The organism is Mycoplasmopsis caviae, assembly GCF_024498215.1.
GTDB lineage: Bacteria > Bacillota_I > Bacilli_A > Mycoplasmatales > Metamycoplasmataceae > Mycoplasmopsis > Mycoplasmopsis caviae.
Genome location: NZ_CP101806.1, coordinates 309,147 through 329,027 on the forward strand (window position 1 = coordinate 309,147; position 19,881 = coordinate 329,027).

Here is a 19,881-nt window from a genome sequence, read left to right on the forward strand (position 1 = left end):
GTGTGAAAAGAATCTAAATATTCATTTCGAAATAACTTGTTCGATTTTGTTATATTTCTCACTAATTTATCTATTTTTCTTAAATATATTTAAAAATGCATAAATATAGATTTGATTCATTTATAATAAATATGTTAGTTAAACACTAATGTATTATTTTTATATGAAAGGTACAATGATCCCACCTCAAAATATTAAGCAAAGAGGATCAAAAAAGCGCAACAAAGTATTATTTTGAATATTGATTTCATTGTCAATTTTTTTATGTTTTATTCTTTTATTTATTGGTACTTATTTTCTTTTACTAAAAACCTTTAGTAATATAAATGATAATGAAGATTTTGTCAAAGTAACTATTCAAAAAAAAGAAGACAAAATAGGACTTAGGAATCAAGAAAATTATCTAAACAAAAACGAGAAATTAAAACTTAATGATTTTAATAATGTTACAGATGAATTAAAAGAACAATTCATTGATTTAAAATTTAATGATTATATTTTAGAGAATAACTCTGTTTTACAGTATGATTTGACAAACAAAAATTACATTTTTAATAAAGAAAACTGAGTAAAAAAAGGGGAATTTAAATTTCAAAATAATAGTTGAGTATATATTGATCCACTACATAATGTTAAATTTACAGATAAATCATATGGATTTGATGAAAACGGTAAGCCACGTTTTCTTTTAGGGCCTTATGGTTTAGCACTATTGGCTAATTATTTCTATTCTAGAATGACATATGGACCAGAAATTAAGTTCATTGATTCTATAAATATTAATGATTTTTCAATCATTGGCAAAACAGCTGCGGGTATATACTTGCCTACAATACAGAGAATTTATTTAAATGGTTCTGTTTATTCTGAAAAAGGAATTAAATTAGAACTAAAAGTTAGACAAATGCTATATGCATTATTTCATGAATACATGCATCACTGAGGATATTCGTACGCCTCATATGGTTCATTAAAACAAGTGACAGAAGGTAAAACCTCACTTATAGCTTATCGATCAGATTTAAATGATAAACTTTCCCACGGATATTGATACAAAAAGTTTGCTGCAGACTTTAAAAAAATATTATATTTTGATAATAAATACAAATCCACTATGAATGAAGAAACAAATTTTGTCCCTTATCTTTTTAGTTTAAATGATTTGTGAAATTTATCAAATTCAAATGATAATCTTTTATTAGCAAGGCTAAAATTAATTAATTCAATGCATAAATATCTCTCATTTGTTGAAGAGGGCGAAAAAACTGTTCCACAATTTACTAGCACAATCTTAACTGAAAATATTCCATATTATTATTCACTTACAGAATTACTACCAAGAGAGTGGCAAAAATTTGCTTACATTCCATTTAATGATCCAGATAATCCTTATGACCATAGATATTGAAAGGTTTTTAAATCTGAAACAATTGAAGGTTTAAAAATTGGTGAATCATTTTATGGTTTATCTATAAGTAAAGGAAAAAGTGGTGTAACCTATAGCAGTAATTATTCAAGTGATTGATCCAGAACAATCTATAAAGCCGAACTGGAAAATAATAGAAATATTTATGATAACAATATTTATGAGCATAATAATCAAGAAGAATTTTACAAATTATTTCTTGAAACAATGGGTTATGGTAAAGTTATTTCACAAGTTAAAAGTAAAATTAAAGTTAAGGAACTAAATGCTTCTGATGATAATAGATATTCAGCTGATATTGATAAAAAACAAATATACCAAACAAGATTAAGTGGTTATCTTAATAATAAAAAAATTAAAGGTTTCTACTATATTGATAAAAAATCGGGTGATAAAAAATTAGTTAGATTAAATTTTTTAAATGCTTTTAAATTTGAAGCAAAAAGAAATTTATTTGATACTAACTTTTCGCTTTTACCATATGAAGTGTTAAACAATTTAAGATATAAACATGCTGCATATGTTAGTGATTATTTTGACTATCAAATGATTAAAGTTAATTCACCTATTTATTTTTGAAAAGATGATAACAATGATAATATAGTTCAAGACAATGAATTAATTAGCGAATATGATGATAACCCATTACCAGATAGATATTTGATCAGTAGTGATACACCGAGCGATTTTGAAGTTAATAAATATGATTTGAAAGCAAACTTTGTAAGTAAATTAAATGCAAACAATAGGTATTCTATTTACTTTAATGAGGAAAAATAGATGAATAAAGATGTATCTAAAAGTCTTCCTACTAAGGAGATTTCAAGAGTTAAAAAAATAGTATTTCCACTAATTGGCTCTATTGTTAATGTTCAAGCTTTTAAATACAACGGTGAATTATATCGTCAATGAAATGGTGTCAAGGTTTTAAGAAATACAACTCAGCATTATGTACTACTTATGTATAAAACAAAAGTAGCAGAAGCAAATAAGAAAAGTTGAGTATATCGTAAATATGTTTTATGATTTTTACCTAAAAACAGCATGTATAATGCTCTAATTTTACTTAAACAAAAAAGTAACTATGTTTATGTAAACTTAGCTTCAAAACCTGTTTATGAAGATAACACAATCAAGTTTATTGACCTTGATTTAGATGTTAAAAGTTATCCAAGAAAACAATTTTCAATTGTTGACCGTGAAGAATTTTTATTCAATAGCAAAGAATTAAAATATCCAAAAAAACTTATTAATATGATTGCAGATAGTTTAGATGAAATAGTTAACAAACACAATAACAACGAGTATTTTTTTAATAGCGACGTAATTGATTATTACATTGATCAGGCTAAAAAAGATAAGTCAATTCATGAAGATTTTAGAGTTGTAAAACAAAATCATCATAAAACAAATAAGAAGTTACAAAAAAATAAGAACAAAAATTAAAGTTCTTATTTTTTTGTATTAGCCTGTTTTATAGTATATTTAGTACTCTTGCCAATACCGGTTTTGCTTATTAAATTGTTTTTAAGTAAACTATTTAGATATCTTTCAATTGTCCTTTTACTACTTTCAGGCAACAAGCAAATTAATTCATTTTTACTGAGTTTTTTAAACTTTAATAAAAGTTTAACAATCTCCTTTGCAACATCAATTTTTTTATATTCAAGTGTTGTAAACAGACTTTCAAACTCTTTATAAACTTGCAAAATTATCTTTAAAATAAATTCAATAAAAATAAAATAATTGTTTTGATTTTCAAATCATTTATATGAACTTTTTTGTAGAATATTTTGATACTGTGAATGATTTTTGTAAATTATTTTTTCCAAACTTACATATTTTACAACAGCAAAGCCACAATAATTAAGTAAGTAGTTTAAGAGAATTCTTGATATACGGTTATTACCATAGTTAAAAGGTGAAATGCATAAAAAATCCAAAATAAATGCGATGCTAGGAAGAACTATATTTTGCTTATTATCATGTTTTAACTCATTAAATTTATTACACATACTAGAAACAAAATCATTGATTAAAAAACTTTTTGTAGGAATGAATTTAATTTCTTTTTGGCCCTCAAGAGTTGTTTCCAAAAAATAATTATCGTTTAATTTAAAACGACCTTTAACCTTGCTGTTTGAATATTGAAAAAGCTGATAATGTAAGTCAAGAAGAAAATTTGGATTTAGTTGTATTTCTTCTGCCTTAAATAAATTGTTAAGCACTTGATAGTAACCTTTAATGTCCTCTTCTGCATCGCTTTTTGGCGCTTCATTATCTATCAAAATATCTTTGATTCGCTTATTACTTATTTCAATTTCTTCAATTTTATTTGAATAAATTGAACTATCAATTAAACTCTGTTTCATAAGTTTGTTGATTTCATTTTTTTTATTATTAATATAGATATTTTGGCGACCCTTATATTCATGTATTTGAGTTAGCAGATTAACAATATTTAAGTCTATTCCTTTGACAAAAATTCTCTTATAATTGATGTTTTTCATTATTCAAATTCCTTTTATAAGCCATTATATCATTTTTGGCGTTGCAAACACATAAATCGAATATGAATTTTTTGCACAAAAAATTGAAAATAAAACTTCTAACTAAACATATTGAGTGATTTAAGTGGAAAAATTTCCATAAATAACTTTAATTAAAAGATATAAAAGCCAATTTAAGATAGTTGTTTATTATAAATATTAAAATTTAATTAAGTCTATATATAAAAGACTCTAAAATTTTGACTCAAGAAAGGAAGTATCTATATGAAAACAAAGTACAAGTATGTCGATGTTAATAAAATTATGGATGATCCAAAGAAAATCATTAGACATTTAGATGTTAATGGCAACGTAATTGAGAAAAATTACAAGGCGCCATTAAGTAATTCTGAAGTTTTAGATGCTTATAAATGAATGGTCTTGTCAAGGCAACAAGATACATACATGTTGCAATTACAACGTCAAGGGCGCATGCTTACTTTTCCACCTAATTTAGGAGAAGAAGCATTGCAAATTGCAACAGCAATGGCAATGGAGAAAAAAGACTGATTTCTCCCAGCATTTAGATCAAATGCTGCAATGCTTCGTTTAGGTGTACCTATGCTTAGTTTAATTCGCTACTGAAATGGTCAGGAGTGAGGCTGTCATCATCCAAAGGATGTGAATGTTGTGCCTGCGAACATTGTTATAGCAACTCAAATTTCACAATGTGCTGGTGTTGCTTATGCGCAAAAAGAATTAAAAACTGGTGGTGTTGCTGTTTCATTTATTGGAAATGGTGGAACTACTGAGGGTGAATTTAGTGAAGGTGTTAATATGGCTGCTGTTCAACAATGACCTGCTGTTTTTTGTGTAAATAACAACCAATGAGCTATTTCAACTCCAAATAGTGTTGAATCAATTTCATCAACAATTGCTGCTAAGGCACATGCGTTTGGATGTGCTGGAGTTAGAGTTGACGGTAATGATCTTTTAGCTTCTTATGAAGTTATTAAGGAAGCAATTGACTATGCCAGAAAAGAAAGCAAACCCGTGATTGTTGAGTTTGTAACCTGACGTCAAGGACCACATACAACTAGTGATAATCCTAAACTTTATCGAAGTGAAAGTGAAGAAAAAGAAAACGAAAAATGAGAACCTATGCATCGTATTGAAAAATACATGAAAGACAAAAAAATTATTACTGAAAAGCAAAAGGAACAAATTTGAGCCAATGCACTTGAACAAGTTAAAAACACTTATGAAGAAAGCATCAAAGACATCAACACTAAGCTTGAAGACATTTTTGATTACACATATGAGAAACTTGATGATGATTTATTAGAACAAAAAGAAGAAGCTATTAAATTTTGAGCATCAAAAGGAGGTAAATAATCATGGCTGATGAAAAGTTAACACTAAATAATGTTCAGGCTGTTAACAATGCTTTGGACATTGCTATGGCTAAGGACTCTCGTGTAGTTTGTTATGGTGAGGATGCTGGTGTTGAAGGTGGCGTATTTAGAGCTACGGAAGGCTTGCAAAAGAAATATGGCAAAAGCAGAGTTTTTGATACTCCTATTTCAGAAGCAGCTATTGTTGGTGTTGCAATTGGTGCTGCTATGGCAGGACTAAGACCAATTGCAGAAATTCAGTTCCAAGGATTTAGCTATCCTTCAATGCAACAATTATTTACTCATGGTGCAAGATGAAGAAATAGATCAAGAGGACGTTTTAATGTACCTATGGTTATAAGAATGCCAATGGGTGGCGGAATTAAAGCTATGGAACACCACTCAGAAGCAATCGAGGCAATGTATGCTCACATTCCAGGTATTAAGGTTGTTATGCCAGCATTTCCTTATGATGTTAAAGGCTTATTATTAGCTGCACTAAAAGATCCGGATCCTGTTGTATTTTTAGAAAATAAAAAACTTTATCGTGCTGGAAAACAAGAAGTACCAGCAGGCGAATATACTGTTGAGATTGGAAAAGCAAATGTCTTAACTCAAGGAAACGACTTAACAATAGTAACTTATGGAGCTCAGGTTTTTGATTCAATTAATGCAATCAAAAAGTACAAAGAAATCAACCCATCAGCTTCAATTGAACTAATTGATTTAAGAACAATAAAGCCGCTTGACACTAAAACAATAGTTGAAAGTGTTAAAAAAACTGGACGACTATTAGTAGTTCATGAAGCAGTTAAATCATTTTCAGTTTCAGCTGAAATTATGGCTAGGGTTAATGAAAAAGCATTTGAATATCTTAAAGCACCAATGACAAGATGTACAGGCTATGATATAACAGTTCCTCTTGCAAAAGGTGAAGCATTTATGTGCATTAACGAAGATAAAGTTCTTGCAAAAATTAAAGAAGTAATGGACTTTAAATTTTAATTTTAAGTCAAATAATTTTACTAAAAGACTTGTTTTATAGTTTTATAAGGAGAAATAATGAAAATTAAATCAACCCCTATTGCAAGAGCAATGGCTGCTAAAATGGGAATTGATATTAACCTTGTTAGTGGCTCAGGCATTAATGGCCGAATCCTTATTGAAGATATTCAAAAATTTAAAACACAAGCAACATCTACATCACTTCACAATAATTTTGCGCCAACTCCTGCATCTATTAATCAACCTATTATTCAATCTCAAAGTCAAACAATTAATAAACCAAACCCTACCCCAAGACTCACAGTTGATCGCTCAGCACATTCAGAACCAGTTAGCCCAATTAGAAAGGCAATTGCTAAAGCAATGACTAATTCATGAAGTAATGTTGCTTACACAAACCTTGTTCATGAAATTGATATGAGCGCACTTTGAGATCTACGCTCAAGAATTAAAGATTTAGTTCTCAAAAGTGATAATGTTAAATTAACTTTTTTACCTTATATTATTAAAGCAGTAGCAATTACACTAAGAGAATTTCCAATATTTAGTGCAAAATATAATGAAGCAAACCAAACATTAGATTATCCTGGAGTAATTAATGTAGGTGTTGCAGTTGATACTGAAGCTGGACTAATGGTACCTGTTGTAAATAATGCTGATAATTTAAGTATTATTAATATAGCAAGTGAGGTAAGTAGACTAGCTAGTGCTGCAAGAAATAGAACTATTAAACCTGCTGAAATGAAAGATGCTGGATTTACAATAACAAATTATGGTTCAGTTGGCTCACTTTTTGGTGTCCCTGTTATAAACTATCCAGAATTAGCAATTGCTGGTGTGGGTGCTATTATCGATAAACCTGTTGTTAGATCTGGTCAAGTTGTTCCAGGTAAAGTAATGTATTTAACTGTTGCTGCTGACCACCGCTGAATTGATGGTGCTCAAATTGGTCGCTTTGCCTCAAGAGTTAAAGAATTATTAGAAAAACCAGATGTTTTAGGAGTGTACTAATATGTATATATTTAAATTTGCTGATATTGGCGAAGGTTTGCATGAAGGAACAGTTGGCGAAATTCCAATTAAAATAGGCGATAAAGTAAAAGAAGGTCAAACACTTTTCTCAGTTGAAACTGATAAGGTTGCCTCAGAAATTCCTTCTCCTGTTGATGGGATTATTAAAGAAATTAGAATGAAAAGTGGCGATGTAATTCATGTCGGCCAAGAAATAATTGTTATTGATGATGGTAAGGGTACATCAGTTGAAACACCAGTGGTTAAAAATGAAACAACATCAAATTCAACTACAAGTTATTATGTATTTAAATTTGCTGATATTGGCGAAGGTTTGCACGAAGGAACAGTTGGCGAAATTCCAATTAAAATTGGTGATAAAGTAAAAGAAGGTCAAAAACTTTTCTCAGTTGAAACTGATAAGGTTGCCTCAGAAATTCCTTCTCCTGTTGATGGGATTGTTAAAGAAATTAGAATGAAAAGTGGCGATTTAATTCATGTCGGCCAAGAAATAATTGTTATTGATGCTGGGGATAAAAATCCTACAACTAGTTTTGCAACTAATACTGTAAAAAAAGAAACTGAAGAAGAAAAATGCTTAGTGGGTGATGCACCAAATTCAAGTGAATTAATTGACCTAAATTTTGATTCTTTAAGTGCTTCTACATCAGCAGTAGAAGTTGATAAAGTAGAAATTCAAACTCCTTCATATGAGTCTATTGATGATGAAGATAGTATTTCATTTAGTACTGAAGGAAAAAAATACGATGGTAAGGTTGATGAAGAATTCGATGTTGTTATTATCGGTGGTGGACCAGGTGGTTATTTAGCTGCTGAAGAATTAGGTAAAGCAGGTAAAAAAATATTAATTGTTGAAAAAGAATTTTGAGGTGGTGTATGTCTTAATATTGGATGTATCCCAACTAAAGCAATGCTTAAGTCAACAGATGTACTTGAAACTGTATTAAATGCAGCAAGTTATGGTGTTGTTGGCAACCTTGATAAGTTAAAAATAGATCTACAAAAAACATGAGTCAAAATGCATGAACGTAAAAAAGGTGTAGTAGATCAAATTTCAAGTAGCGTTAAGAAATTAATGATTGCTTCAAAATGTAAAATTGAAGAAGGTGAAGCAGAATTTGTTGGTGCTAGGGAAATTAAAGTTAATAATAAAGTGTATCGTGGTAAGAATGTTATTCTAGCTACTGGTAGCCACTCGCGTAGACTGCGTGCCTTACCTGGTTTTAAGGCAGGATATGAAAAGAACTATGTTCTTTCAAGTCGTGAAGCTATTAATTATGATTCAAAATTACCAAGTTCAATAGTTATTGTTGGTGGTGGTGTTGTTGGTGTTGAATTTGCTCAAGTATTTGCTTCAGCAGGCTCAAAAGTTACAATTATTCAAAACCAAAATCACTTACTCCCTGGAATTGATCATGATGTAACTAATGAAATTGTTAAACATTTAGAAAAGCATGGGGTTCAAATTATTTATAATGCAACCTCAACTGGATTAAGTAATAAAAACGAATTAGTTTATGAAATCGGTGGCACCGAGAGAAAAATTAAGGCCGATGTTTATTTAATTGCTGTTGGTCGTATTCCATCAAGCCAAGGTCTTGCTGAAATTGGTGTTAATGTTGGAGTTAGAGAAGAAGTTCCAGTTGATGAAAAAATGAGAACAAATGTTAAAAATGTTTATGCTATTGGTGATCTAACAGGACAAAATATGCTTGCACACGTTGCATATCAACATGCTTTAATTGCAGTAGGTAATATTTTAGGTGAAAATGTTCGTTATCATAACAAACCTGTTCCAGGATGCATTTATACAAACCCTGAAATTGCATTTATTGGATTAACAGAAGAAGAAGCAAAGGAAAAGGGACACAATGTGTTTATTTCTAAATACTTGTTTTCATTCCTTGGAAAAGCTATTGCGACAAAACAAACTTCTGGTTTTGTTAAATTAATTGTTGACCGTGAATATGGTCAAATTCTAGGTGCTCACATTATTGGTGCACATGCAACTGATTATATTTCTGAAATAGCGCTTGCTATGGAACAAGAAGTCAGTGTTAAAGAAATTGCTTATACTATTCACCCACACCCAACATATTCAGAAATTATTTGAGAAGCTGCAAGATCTGCTGCTCTTAAACTTTACTTAGAAGAACATAAAAAATAATAATATTTGACTATAAAAAAGGCTCTTTGGTTAAAATTGCCTTTTTTATTTTTATAAACAAAGCCCACTTAAGACATAATTATCATTTTTTGTTGGTTGAATATTTCAAAAAGATAACATATTTACCAAAGATTTACAAAATTTATTAAATTATTATATTAATTTCAGTAATAATTTGTACTCCGTTTCAATTTTAGTTAATACTAGATTGCTACTAATTTGACTGTTTTATAGTTGTTTTGTAAAAAATTACATTTTATTTTAAATGAAATTGTCGGTGTAGTAAAATGGTAAAAACAGGAGCAAGTTTTTTTAATTCAAGTGTATTTTGTCCATTTTAAATGTAGATAAACTTATTTAGTGTTCCTGTCTTAATTTGAAAAGGAGAATAAATTATGAAAGTTAAGAAATTTTATTTTTTACCAGCAACACTATTTTCTGTCTTATTTTTAGACTTCAAGTTGTTCAAATCCCGACTTTCGGAGTTAAAAATTAAAAAAATGAACAATTTGCCTATAAAATAGGCATATTGGTAAAATTTTGGCAATAATTTTAATAACACTTTTACAATTTTAAGGTTAAAATGTGCCGATAAATTAAATAATACCACAAAATAGTTAAATGTAATTAATTCTTTTCTGTCAATAATAAGGGAAAAAGTGTAATTAAATGCATATAACACGTTTTTGAGAAAAAGCTTAAAAAATGCCTAAAAATTAATGTTTTTTGTGCTTTTTGCCAAAAATTGAGCCTTTTAGTGTGTCTAACTCCGAAACTCGGGATAATTATCATTTTTTGTTGGTTGAATATTTCAAAAAGATAACATATTTACCAAAGATTTACAAAATTTATTAAATTATTATATTAATTTCAGTAATAATTTGTACTCCGTTTCAATTTTAGTTAATACTAGATTGCTACTAATTTGACTGTTTTATAGTTGTTTTGTAAAAAAATTACATTTTATTTTAAATGAAATTGTCGGTGTAGTAAAATGGTAAAAACAGGAGCAAGTTTTTTTAATTCAAGTGTATTTTGTCCATTTTAAATGTAGATAAACTTATTTAGTGTTCCTGTCTTAATTTGAAAAGGAGAATAAATTATGAAAGTTAAGAAATTTTATTTTTTACCAGCAACACTATTTTCTGTCTTATTTTTAGCTTCAAGTTGTTCAAATAAAAAAGCACCCGTCGAAAATAAAAAAGATATATCAAATAGAAATGACAAAACAGATATAAAAAAAGTCGATAGAAAAATTTTAAAAAATAAATCAAAAGTTATTTGAGATGACAAAATAACCATTGGTTATAAAACAAGTAATTTTGGATTTGAAAAAATTCAGCCAGCAGATAATAAATCACAAAAAGACAAATTTCTAGAATTATTAACTAAAAGATTTAAGGAATTTCAACAAAAGGATGAAACACTTAGGAAGCTACCTAGTGTATCATTTGAACTAAAAAGGAGATACCAGGATAATCAATTATATAATGATTTAAAAGCTAATAATTCAGAAAATGTTGATCTTGGAATTGTTTCATATTCTCTTTTTTCTTCATCATTGAAAAATGATGAAGATTACAACAATTTATTACCTATTATTGCTCAAACATCAACATTAAAATTCAAATGATATGACGGTGCATCAGTTGATGACTTTGCTTATTATGTTGATGGCAAATCAAATGACAAGTTAAGAAAACTTGCAGACAAGCAAAATGATACACAATTTAAGAAATATGAATATCCTGAATGGTATAAATATGAGAGTGAATTAAAATGAGATGGAAGTAAGTACAAATTATTTCACGATGAAAATGATACAGCGTTTACAAAGCATTCTGCAATTCTCATTTCAGGTGATGATGCTAAGCGTGGCGAAATTATAAGTGCTTGAGAAAACAAAAACTGAGATAAGTTTAAAAGTTTTGGTTTAATTTATGAAGATAAACAAACTGATAAAAAATACAAATACCATTATGTGTTGTTAGCATGACATTTTAATAAATCAATAGAACAAATTAGCAGAGATATTAAAAGTAGAACGAATCTTAATGTTTTAAAAGTTGGAAACATGAAGTATGGCTTTAATGTTTCTGTAAATAACAAAAGTTACCATATAGGTTTTGATGAGGCGGGTGCTTTTAGTTGAACGAAAAGTGAAAAAAATTCTAAAAACTATGTTGCTGCTAATTATCCTAAATCTCATATTCGCAATTTAATCTATACTAATCCAGTTCCAAATGATTTAGTAATTAGTAGAAATGGGCTTGATATAAAACAAAAAAAACTATTAATTAAGGCACTAACATCATTATCCATCGACGAAAATATTTTTGGCCATTATACCGGTTACAATAGATTTCACGAACTTTCCTTTGAAAATTTCAAGAGAATGTTGTCTTTTCAAAAGTTTGCTGAATCGAGCACAACAGATTATAAAGAACTAAAAAAACCAGATTTTAAATAGGTGTTAAACTTAACAAAAAACTAATATTGCCTTATAATGAACAATATTAGTTTTTTTAGCTTAATTTATCATGTTTCTTTTTGCACGTATACGCTCTAGAAAACTTTTAATTTCAGCATTAATGTATTTTTTTTCAAAACTAGATAGGTCATTTAATACTTTCTCAGTTATTCTTTCTAGTTCATTTTTTGACTCAATATTATAATTCTTAATATTTTCTTCATTAATAAATAGTGAATATTCATTAGATGAATTATAAATTTTCATTAATTCTTCTTTATTTTGCAAATTTGTAATTTTATTTTCAATGCTTTTAATTTCATCAAAAACTTTTTGTCATTGTTTAAGATATTCATTATATTCAGTTTTTAATGAATCAGTTTCATTTACAAAAGTTGCTTTTTGATTAGATATATTTTCTTTAATTTCTGACAATTTGTTTACTATTTGATCAGTTGAAAGATTTGATAATGATTCATCTTCAAGTTTAATGAGTTCAGCATTGATCTTTTGTTTTAAATCATTAATTTTACCTTCAAAAAGTTTTTTGCCATTTTTTTCTTTAAATAATTCTTCATAATTTTTGGCATTTTCAATATCTTGAATGACATTTTCAATTTTCGCTTTATTCAACTTTGCTTTTTCTTGTGATGCTTTTAATTCTTCTAATGCTTTTTTGTACTCGTTGATTTCTTTGTTTGAAAGAGACAACTTCTTAACTTTAGCAATTTGACTCTCAAGTTCGCTTTTTAGTGATGCAAAGTATTTCTTGTTTTCAAATTTTTCAATTTCTAACTCTGCTACTTTAATTTCGCTGTCAAGTTGTTCTTTTGCTTGTCTATTTATATTTGTAATTTCTGATGCAAGTTTATTTTTAATACTATCTAAACTTTCTTCAGTTGCATTAGGTTTTGTTAATTCATTTTCAGCATCATTAATAATACTTTCCAATTTATCAAATGATATATCAGGATTATTTTTTTTAGATTGTTCTTTAAATTTTTTAGCTTCAATAATTAAATTATTCAATTCATTTTTAACTTGATTATATCTTTTAACTTTTTGTTCCTTATCGACTTTTAATTTATTATATTGCAATTCTAATTCAGTAATTTTATTATCAACTTTATCTTTTGATTGGTTTACTTCTTCAAGCGATGTGTCTTCCTTAGTTAATAAAGGTTCATGTGTTTTGATTGTTTCATCAGAAGATTTTTTGAGTTCATTTAGTGTTTCACGTGTATATTTTTTGTTATTAGTTTTAAGAATTTCGATAGATCTTTTTAGTTTAGCTTTTGCACTTTTTATTATTTCGCTTTGTGTTTGTTTGTTTGTTTGTTTGTGGTGTTGGATTATTTTTACTCTTGTCATTACATTGAGCCGCAATGAGTGGTAATGCACCAACAAGACCACAAGCAGGAATAATTAATTTATTTAACCTTAAAGATTTCTTTTTCATTTTAATATACTCTCTTTCATTAATAATAAATTTCAAATTTAATGTAAACACTATTATACATACAGACAACAAAAATGATAGAAAATACTTGCTTCCAGCATATGTTTGTGTTCAAAACCTAATTTTAATTTATATAAAAAAACCAAAAAGACCTATAAAACAGCCTTTTTGGTAAATTTAAATTTTTGTAAAAAATTTACAATTTATTTTCTAATTATGTTAGTAATCTTAATTAATTCCTTTGTAATGCCAACTTCTCTTTGAGTATGAGCAGACTTTTTGACCATAATTAAATGAGAATTGTTTAGATTTTTATGAAGATCATAGGCATTAACAGGTGGACAAATTAAGTCATATTCACCATGAACAATAAAAGTTTCAATGTCTTTAATTTTGTCAACATTGTTCAAAATATAATTTTCCTCAAAGAAACAATTGTTTACAAAATAATGGTTCTCAATTATTGAAATTTCATATGTAGATTTTATATTTTTAGGTTCTTTATAAGGCCTTTCATTCAGATAAAGCAATGATGATTCTCATTTTGTCCACTCAATTAATGCCCTATGTCTTAGAATTTCATTGTTTGAGTGCATATATTTGTGATATGAATTAATTATGTTTTTCTTCTCTTTGTTCTTTAATATTGAAGTAAATTCTGCAAAGCCTTTTGGCTTAATATAACTTGCTCCCTCTTGGTATAATCAATTAATATCGCTTTTACGTGCTAAAAATACACCTCTAAGTATTAACTTGTCAACTCTTTTAGGATAACTAATTGCATAAGATAAGGATAATGTCGTTCCCCATGAACCGCCAAAAAGAATTCATTTCTCTATCTTCAATTCTTTTCTAATTGCTTCCATATCACTAATTAAATCTCATGTTGTGTTGCCTTTTAATTCCATGCTTGGAGTACTTTTGCCACAACCCCTTTGGTCAAATAATACTATTTTATAGTATTTTGGATCGAAATATCTTCTGCATTGTTTACTAAATCCACCACCTGGACCACCATGAACATATACAACTGGAACACCATTTGGATTGCCACAAACTTCATAATAAATTTGATGTATATCATCAACCTTTAAATAACCTTTTTGATAAGGTTCAATTTCTGGATATAAATATTTTCTATACATAGTTTAATTTTATTACTTTCATGTAACACCTATATAATTAATTTTAAAAATGAACTCTAACAAATGCTAAAGTTCATTTTATTATTCATCCTTGTCATCTTTTATTTCATTATTTATGTTTTCTTCAACATTATTATTTTTGTTATCTTCTTGTACTATTTTATCAATTATTTCTATATTTTCTTTTTCTTTATTGGTTCTAATTTTTTCAATAAATATTTCGGTAAAAATAAAGATAACTAATGAAATACAGCCTACAACGATACAGACATCAGCAAAGTTAAAAGTCCCAAGTGTTCTACCACTTCATTTTTCAACAAATGGTACAAAAAAGATATCTTTAACCATCATATTAAATAGAAAGCGATCTAACATATTTCCAAAATCACCTGCTCAAATTATGGCACAAATAATAATAGTTGATAAATGTTTTGATAATAGCGGAATTGTTAATAGTCCAATTAAAATTATTATGCTTAAAAATTGAATAAATATCAATGGACCGCGTTTATGTTCAGCACTTGGAATAAAGGTAACTCCATAGTGTCCAACAGACCTTACGCCAATTAATGTTCCTTGATATGTTGTATCATTTGAACCGCCAGTATGAGCACTATTTCACTCAAATAAAAAAGTTTTTGTTAATTGGTCAATTAATATTGCAGCAATAGCAACACCAAGAAAAATTGCATAAGCAATAAGAATTTTTTTGTAATCATTTTTACAATGATCTACAAGCTTATTTCATCAATTTATAATTTTTTCTTTGAAAGATTCGTTTTGCGGATCAAGGCCATTATATTCTTTACTCATTAAATACAACCTCATGACAAAGCGGACAAATATCATCTTTTATTTGAGAAGCCATAAAGTGATTTCAACATCTTTGGCATTTAAGCGATTTAAATATTGAAACAGACATTTGAGCACCAAATTCAACTTTTCCAACCATTAAAAGTTGTCTTAAATCTAAACATTTAATAAAGTCGCTGTCACTTTTAATTACAATTTTTGCTTCATTAGTTCTCTTAATTAATCCATCTTTGATTGCATTTTCAAGTAACAAGTTTACCTCATCACGAAGTCTAAAGAACTCATCTCATTGACTTAAAACTTTTTCATCAGCATTTTTGGCGTCGCTAAATGATTCAAGGTGAACGCTATCAAGTTTATTAACTTTATTAAAGTTTTTGTAGGCATCCTCTGCTGTGGTAGGTAAAATAGGAGCAAGTGCAACAATTAGAAAGTCAACAATTTCATAGAGATTAGTTAATGTCATTAGTCTATTTATTGAATTTTTAGACTCAACATATAAAACATCTTTTGAAATGTTTAAATAGAAACTAGATAATTCAACTACATAATTGTTTAAAATCTTAATAACATTAATAAATTTGTAATCATCATAAGCCTCAATAACTTGTGCTTTAATTTTTTCTAATTGCTCTTTAATATAGGCGTGTACTCCAATTCTTTTTAGTTTTGGATCGTATTTAAAATCATTTAAGTTACCAAGTAAAAATTTAATAGTGTTTCTAATCTTACGATAGATTTCACTGTTTTGATTAATGATATTATCGCTAATACTTACATCATTTGAAAATTCAGAATTGGCAACTCACAAACGCAAAATATCCGCACCATTTTTAGTAATTATTTTCAAAGGGTCAACAACATTACCTTTTGATTTAGACATCTTTTCACCTTTGGCATCAAGAACAAAACCATGTGAAACTATATTTTTATAAGGTGCTTTACCATTATAAGCAACAGAGTTAATTAATGAAGAGTTAAATCAGCCTCTAAATTGGTCGCTACCCTCAAGATATAAATCATATGGCGTTTCTAAACCTTTGTCAATGTTTGCAGACATAAACGATGAACCTGAGTCAAACCAAACATCCATGATGTCATTTTCTTTTGTATAACCTTTGTTTTGATATTTTTTAGGTAACAATTCATCAGCACTCTTTTTGTATCAAATATCACTACCATTTTTTTCCACAAGTTTAATAATATGGTCAAAAATATCTTCTTTAAGTACTGGTTTTTTATTTTTGTCATAGAAGATAATAATTGGAACACCTCAGGTTCTTTGACGACTAATAGTTCAGTCATCTCGGTCAACTATCATGTTGCTTAAACGTTTTTTAGCTCAATCTGGATATGTTTTGACTTTTTCTAATTCGCTCAAGATTTGGTCTTTGACTTTGTTAATTGAAACAAATCATTGAGGAGTGCCTCTGAATAAAATTGGTTTATGAGTACGTCAATCATGTGGATATGAGTGAGTAATTGAGCCATCTAATAATAAGTTTTTTGAATTAGTTAATTCATTAATAATTAGTGCATTAGCTTTTTCATAAAATAAACCTTCATATGAGCCACCGTCTTTATTGATTTTTCCATCGTCTTCGATGTGCATAATCATTTTAAGTGAATTTTTAATTCCAATTTGGAAGTCATCTTCACCAAAAAGTGGTGCTATATGAACAAGACCACTACCACTCTCAAGACTAACGTGATGACCTAAAACCACAGGGCAAATATTTCTATTAAGCATACTTGTATATTGCATGTTTATAATTTCTTGGCTACTAAAAGTATTGGTTATTTTGTAGTTTTCTCAACCTAATTGAGCAGTCACTTTTTCAACTAACTCATTTGCAAAAATATAACCTTTTTTGTTATATTCAACTCTAGAATATTGAATATCTTGGCCGACTGCAACAGCAGCGTTAGCTAGTAGAGTTCATGGCGTTGTTGTTCAAATTACCAAATAGTCACCTTTTTTAATTTTTTGACTTTCCAAATTATCGCTGATTTCGAAAGATACATATATTGAAGGTGATTTAAAATCTTTATAAACAACTTCAGCCTCAGCTAGTGCTGATTGACTAGAAGGTGATCAGTAAACAGGTTTCAATCCTTTATAGATTAAGCCACTAAAAACCATTTTTTTAAATAGTCTTAATTGCTGTGCTTCAAATTTTGGGTCCATTGTAATGTAGTATTTTTTAAAGTCGCATAAAAGTTGCATACATTTGAATTGCTCAGCTTGCTTGTTAACTTGATCTTGAGCATAAAGAGCTGCTTTTTGTCTTAGATCAATTACACTTAATTCATTTTTCTTTAGGTGTGCTTCTTCAAGCATTTTGTGTTCAATAGGTAGTCCATGTGTATCTCAACCAGGTACATATGGAGTATAAAAACCTCTTAGTGATTTGTAGCGAATTACAATATCTTTAAGAATTTTGTTTAATGCATGACCAATATGCAAGTTACCATTGGCATACGGTGGGCCGTCATGAAGAATAAAAGGAGTATTCTTTTTGTTTTTCTTTAAAATTTTTTCATATATTTTGTTATCTTCTCATTCTTTTCGAAATTCAGGCTCCTTTGTTGTCAAATTAGCTCTCATATCAAAGTTAGTTTGAGGCATATTTAGTGTCTTTTTGTAGTCTATTGACATTATAATCTCCTATTTTTTGTTTTTAATTATTGCTTTGAAGAAGTGATCAAAAAGCGGGTTAGAGGCTAGAACTCTTGTACTAAATTCTGGGTGGTATTGAACACCTAAATAAAAAGGGTGCTTCTTAACTTCACAAATCTCTGCTACTCTTCGACTTGGATGAGTTGCACTAAAGACAAATTCATCATCTTGCAATTTATCTACATATTGTGGACTAATTTCATATCTGTGTCTGTGGCGTTCATAAAAAACTTTATTACCATAAATTTCCTGAGCCAACGTACCATCTTTTGCCAAAACTTGATCTTCACCAAGTCGTAAAGTACCACCAATGGCCATTTTGTCTCCATTTTCATAAAATGGTGTCAAAACAAAAGTTTGTTCAATGTTGCCCTGAGCAAATTCCTTGCTAGTGGCATTTTTAATACCAATTGCTCTTGCTTGAGCAACTGCCATAACTTGAAAACCTAGGCAAATACCCAATGTTGGAATTTTGTGTTCCCTAGTATAAGTTGCTACATTAACTTTTGATTCAAAACCTCTAGCACCAAAACCAGGGAGAATCATTACACCGTCATGTGATTTTGTTAAACTTTCAATATTTTTGCTGTTTACTAAATCAGCATCAATTAAGTCATAGTTTAGTTCAACATTTTGATGCGCAGCTGCAATTTTTAGCGAAGAAATAATTGATAAATAAGCATCTTCTAATTCAGTATATTTGCCGACTAATAATAAGGAAATTTTGTGTTTTCTATCTGCATGATATTTGTTTAGGAATTCTTTTCATTGACCATAAACTGAGTCTTTAATTGCCTTTTTAATTCCAAAGTGGTTATATATTATTTTCAAAATATTTTGCTCATATAAAAACATTGGTATTTCATAAATACTACTTTTGTCAGGGACTCCAATTACATGATTCGGGTCTAAAAATGAGGCTTCAGCAACCTTGTTGATTATTCTTTTGTCAACTTCGCCTTGGCTTCTTAAAAGTAAAACATTAGGATTGATTCCAAATGATCTAAGTGAAGCTATTGAAACTTGAGATGGTTTTGATTTGTATTCTTTTGATGCTGTTAGATAAGGTATGAAAGCTAAATGAGCAAAGAAGACACTTTTTGGATTTAGGCTTGCAAACTTACTGATTGCATAAATGTATGGATTACTTTCAATGTCTCCAACAGTACCACCAATTTCAATTAGCATAAAATCAGGCTTTTGTTTTTTGGTTGTATTTTCAATGATATCAATTATTTCATCAATAACATGAGGCACTATTTGAACTGTTTTTCCGCCATATAAACCTTTTCGCTCTTTTTCAAAAAGACGAGTAAAAATTCTTCCGCTTGTGTAATTGCTTTCTCTTGTTAATTTAACATCAATAAATCTCTCATAATGTCCAAGATCTAGGTCAGTTTCTCCACCATCAGCAGTCACAAAAACTTCACCATGTTCAATTGGACTCATTACCCCAGGATCAATGTTCAAATATGGATCAAGTTTTAGAGCAAATACTTTAAAGCCTTGTGCCTTTAATAAGTTGCCAATACTTGCACTAGTAACACCTTTTCCTAACCCAGATAAAACGCCACCAGTTGTTACTATAAATTTAGTCACAATAAACCTCCTTATAATATAAGTCTTTAATAATTCTAATTTTAATTATATAACTAATTAATTATATTAATAATAAATAATTTTTGCATTAGTTTTTAATGTTTTAAAATTTGACTAAAAGGTCTGTTTTATAGGTTTTTTAGTCAAAAAAATGGATATTTTTACATTAAAAAGATAAATATATTTGATTTGTAGCAAATCT

13 protein-coding genes are annotated in these 19,881 nt (G+C 28.6%); 7 read left to right on the top strand and 6 right to left on the bottom strand.

Going from position 1 to position 19,881, the window contains the following annotated elements:
* Positions 1-163 precede the first annotated feature (163 nt).
* Positions 164-2,206 (top strand): MYPU_1760 family metalloprotease, encoded by a 2,043-nt coding sequence (locus tag NPA07_RS01510; protein ID WP_256553256.1) that lies wholly within the window; start codon positions 164-166, stop codon positions 2,204-2,206.
* The gene (locus NPA07_RS01515; protein WP_126117976.1) at positions 2,207-2,872 is read left to right on the top strand and encodes a DUF402 domain-containing protein; all 666 of its coding nucleotides are present in this window, start codon (positions 2,207-2,209) and stop codon (positions 2,870-2,872) included.
* Between the two features lie 5 nt (positions 2,873-2,877).
* On the opposite strand, the gene NPA07_RS01520 is transcribed toward NPA07_RS01515, so the two are convergent.
* Entirely contained in the window at positions 2,878-3,936 is a 1,059-nt protein-coding gene (locus tag NPA07_RS01520) for a Fic family protein (RefSeq protein WP_126117975.1), read from the bottom strand.
* Between the two features lie 264 nt (positions 3,937-4,200).
* Here NPA07_RS01520 and pdhA point away from each other — a divergent pair, with 264 nt between their 5' ends.
* The 5 genes from pdhA to cypl all read left to right on the top strand — a co-directional run bounded on the left by pdhA (position 4,201) and on the right by cypl (position 11,983).
* On the top strand, positions 4,201-5,310 hold the full coding sequence (gene pdhA / locus NPA07_RS01525; protein ID WP_126117974.1) for a pyruvate dehydrogenase (acetyl-transferring) E1 component subunit alpha: 1,110 nt from the start codon (positions 4,201-4,203) through the stop codon (positions 5,308-5,310).
* A 2-nt stretch (positions 5,311-5,312) separates the two neighbouring features.
* Complete coding sequence (locus tag NPA07_RS01530; protein ID WP_126117973.1) at positions 5,313-6,314, top strand: alpha-ketoacid dehydrogenase subunit beta; 1,002 nt, start codon at positions 5,313-5,315, stop codon at positions 6,312-6,314.
* 57 nt (positions 6,315-6,371) lie between these two features.
* The gene (locus NPA07_RS01535) at positions 6,372-7,325 is read left to right on the top strand and encodes a 2-oxo acid dehydrogenase subunit E2 (RefSeq protein ID WP_126117972.1); all 954 of its coding nucleotides are present in this window, start codon (positions 6,372-6,374) and stop codon (positions 7,323-7,325) included.
* 1 nt (position 7,326) lies between these two features.
* Complete coding sequence (gene lpdA / locus NPA07_RS01540) at positions 7,327-9,513, top strand: dihydrolipoyl dehydrogenase (protein WP_126117971.1); 2,187 nt, start codon at positions 7,327-7,329, stop codon at positions 9,511-9,513.
* 1,102 nt (positions 9,514-10,615) lie between these two features.
* Positions 10,616-11,983, top strand: a complete 1,368-nt coding sequence (gene cypl / locus NPA07_RS01545; protein ID WP_126117970.1) for an ABC transporter thiamine pyrophosphate-binding lipoprotein p37/Cypl — start codon at positions 10,616-10,618, stop codon at positions 11,981-11,983.
* Between the two features lie 60 nt (positions 11,984-12,043).
* Here the strand turns inward: cypl and NPA07_RS01550 are convergent, their stop codons facing one another.
* The 5 genes from NPA07_RS01550 to NPA07_RS01570 all read right to left on the bottom strand — a co-directional run bounded on the left by NPA07_RS01550 (position 12,044) and on the right by NPA07_RS01570 (position 19,682).
* A complete protein-coding gene (locus NPA07_RS01550) occupies positions 12,044-13,354 on the bottom strand; it encodes a coiled-coil domain-containing protein (RefSeq protein WP_126117969.1) in 1,311 nt (436 codons plus the stop codon).
* A 291-nt stretch (positions 13,355-13,645) separates the two neighbouring features.
* On the bottom strand, positions 13,646-14,587 hold the full coding sequence (gene pip, locus NPA07_RS01555; protein WP_126117968.1) for a prolyl aminopeptidase: 942 nt from the start codon (positions 14,585-14,587) through the stop codon (positions 13,646-13,648).
* Between the two features lie 81 nt (positions 14,588-14,668).
* Positions 14,669-15,400: a signal peptidase II gene (locus tag NPA07_RS01560; protein WP_126117967.1), complete on the bottom strand. Its 732-nt coding sequence runs from the start codon at positions 15,398-15,400 to the stop codon at positions 14,669-14,671.
* Positions 15,393-18,059, bottom strand: a complete 2,667-nt coding sequence (gene ileS, locus NPA07_RS01565) for an isoleucine--tRNA ligase (protein ID WP_126117966.1) — start codon at positions 18,057-18,059, stop codon at positions 15,393-15,395. Before ileS ends, NPA07_RS01560 begins: the two co-directional genes overlap by 8 nt.
* A 9-nt stretch (positions 18,060-18,068) precedes the next feature.
* Positions 18,069-19,682 (bottom strand): CTP synthase, encoded by a 1,614-nt coding sequence (locus tag NPA07_RS01570; RefSeq protein ID WP_164535728.1) that lies wholly within the window; start codon positions 19,680-19,682, stop codon positions 18,069-18,071.
* Positions 19,683-19,881 lie beyond the last annotated feature (199 nt).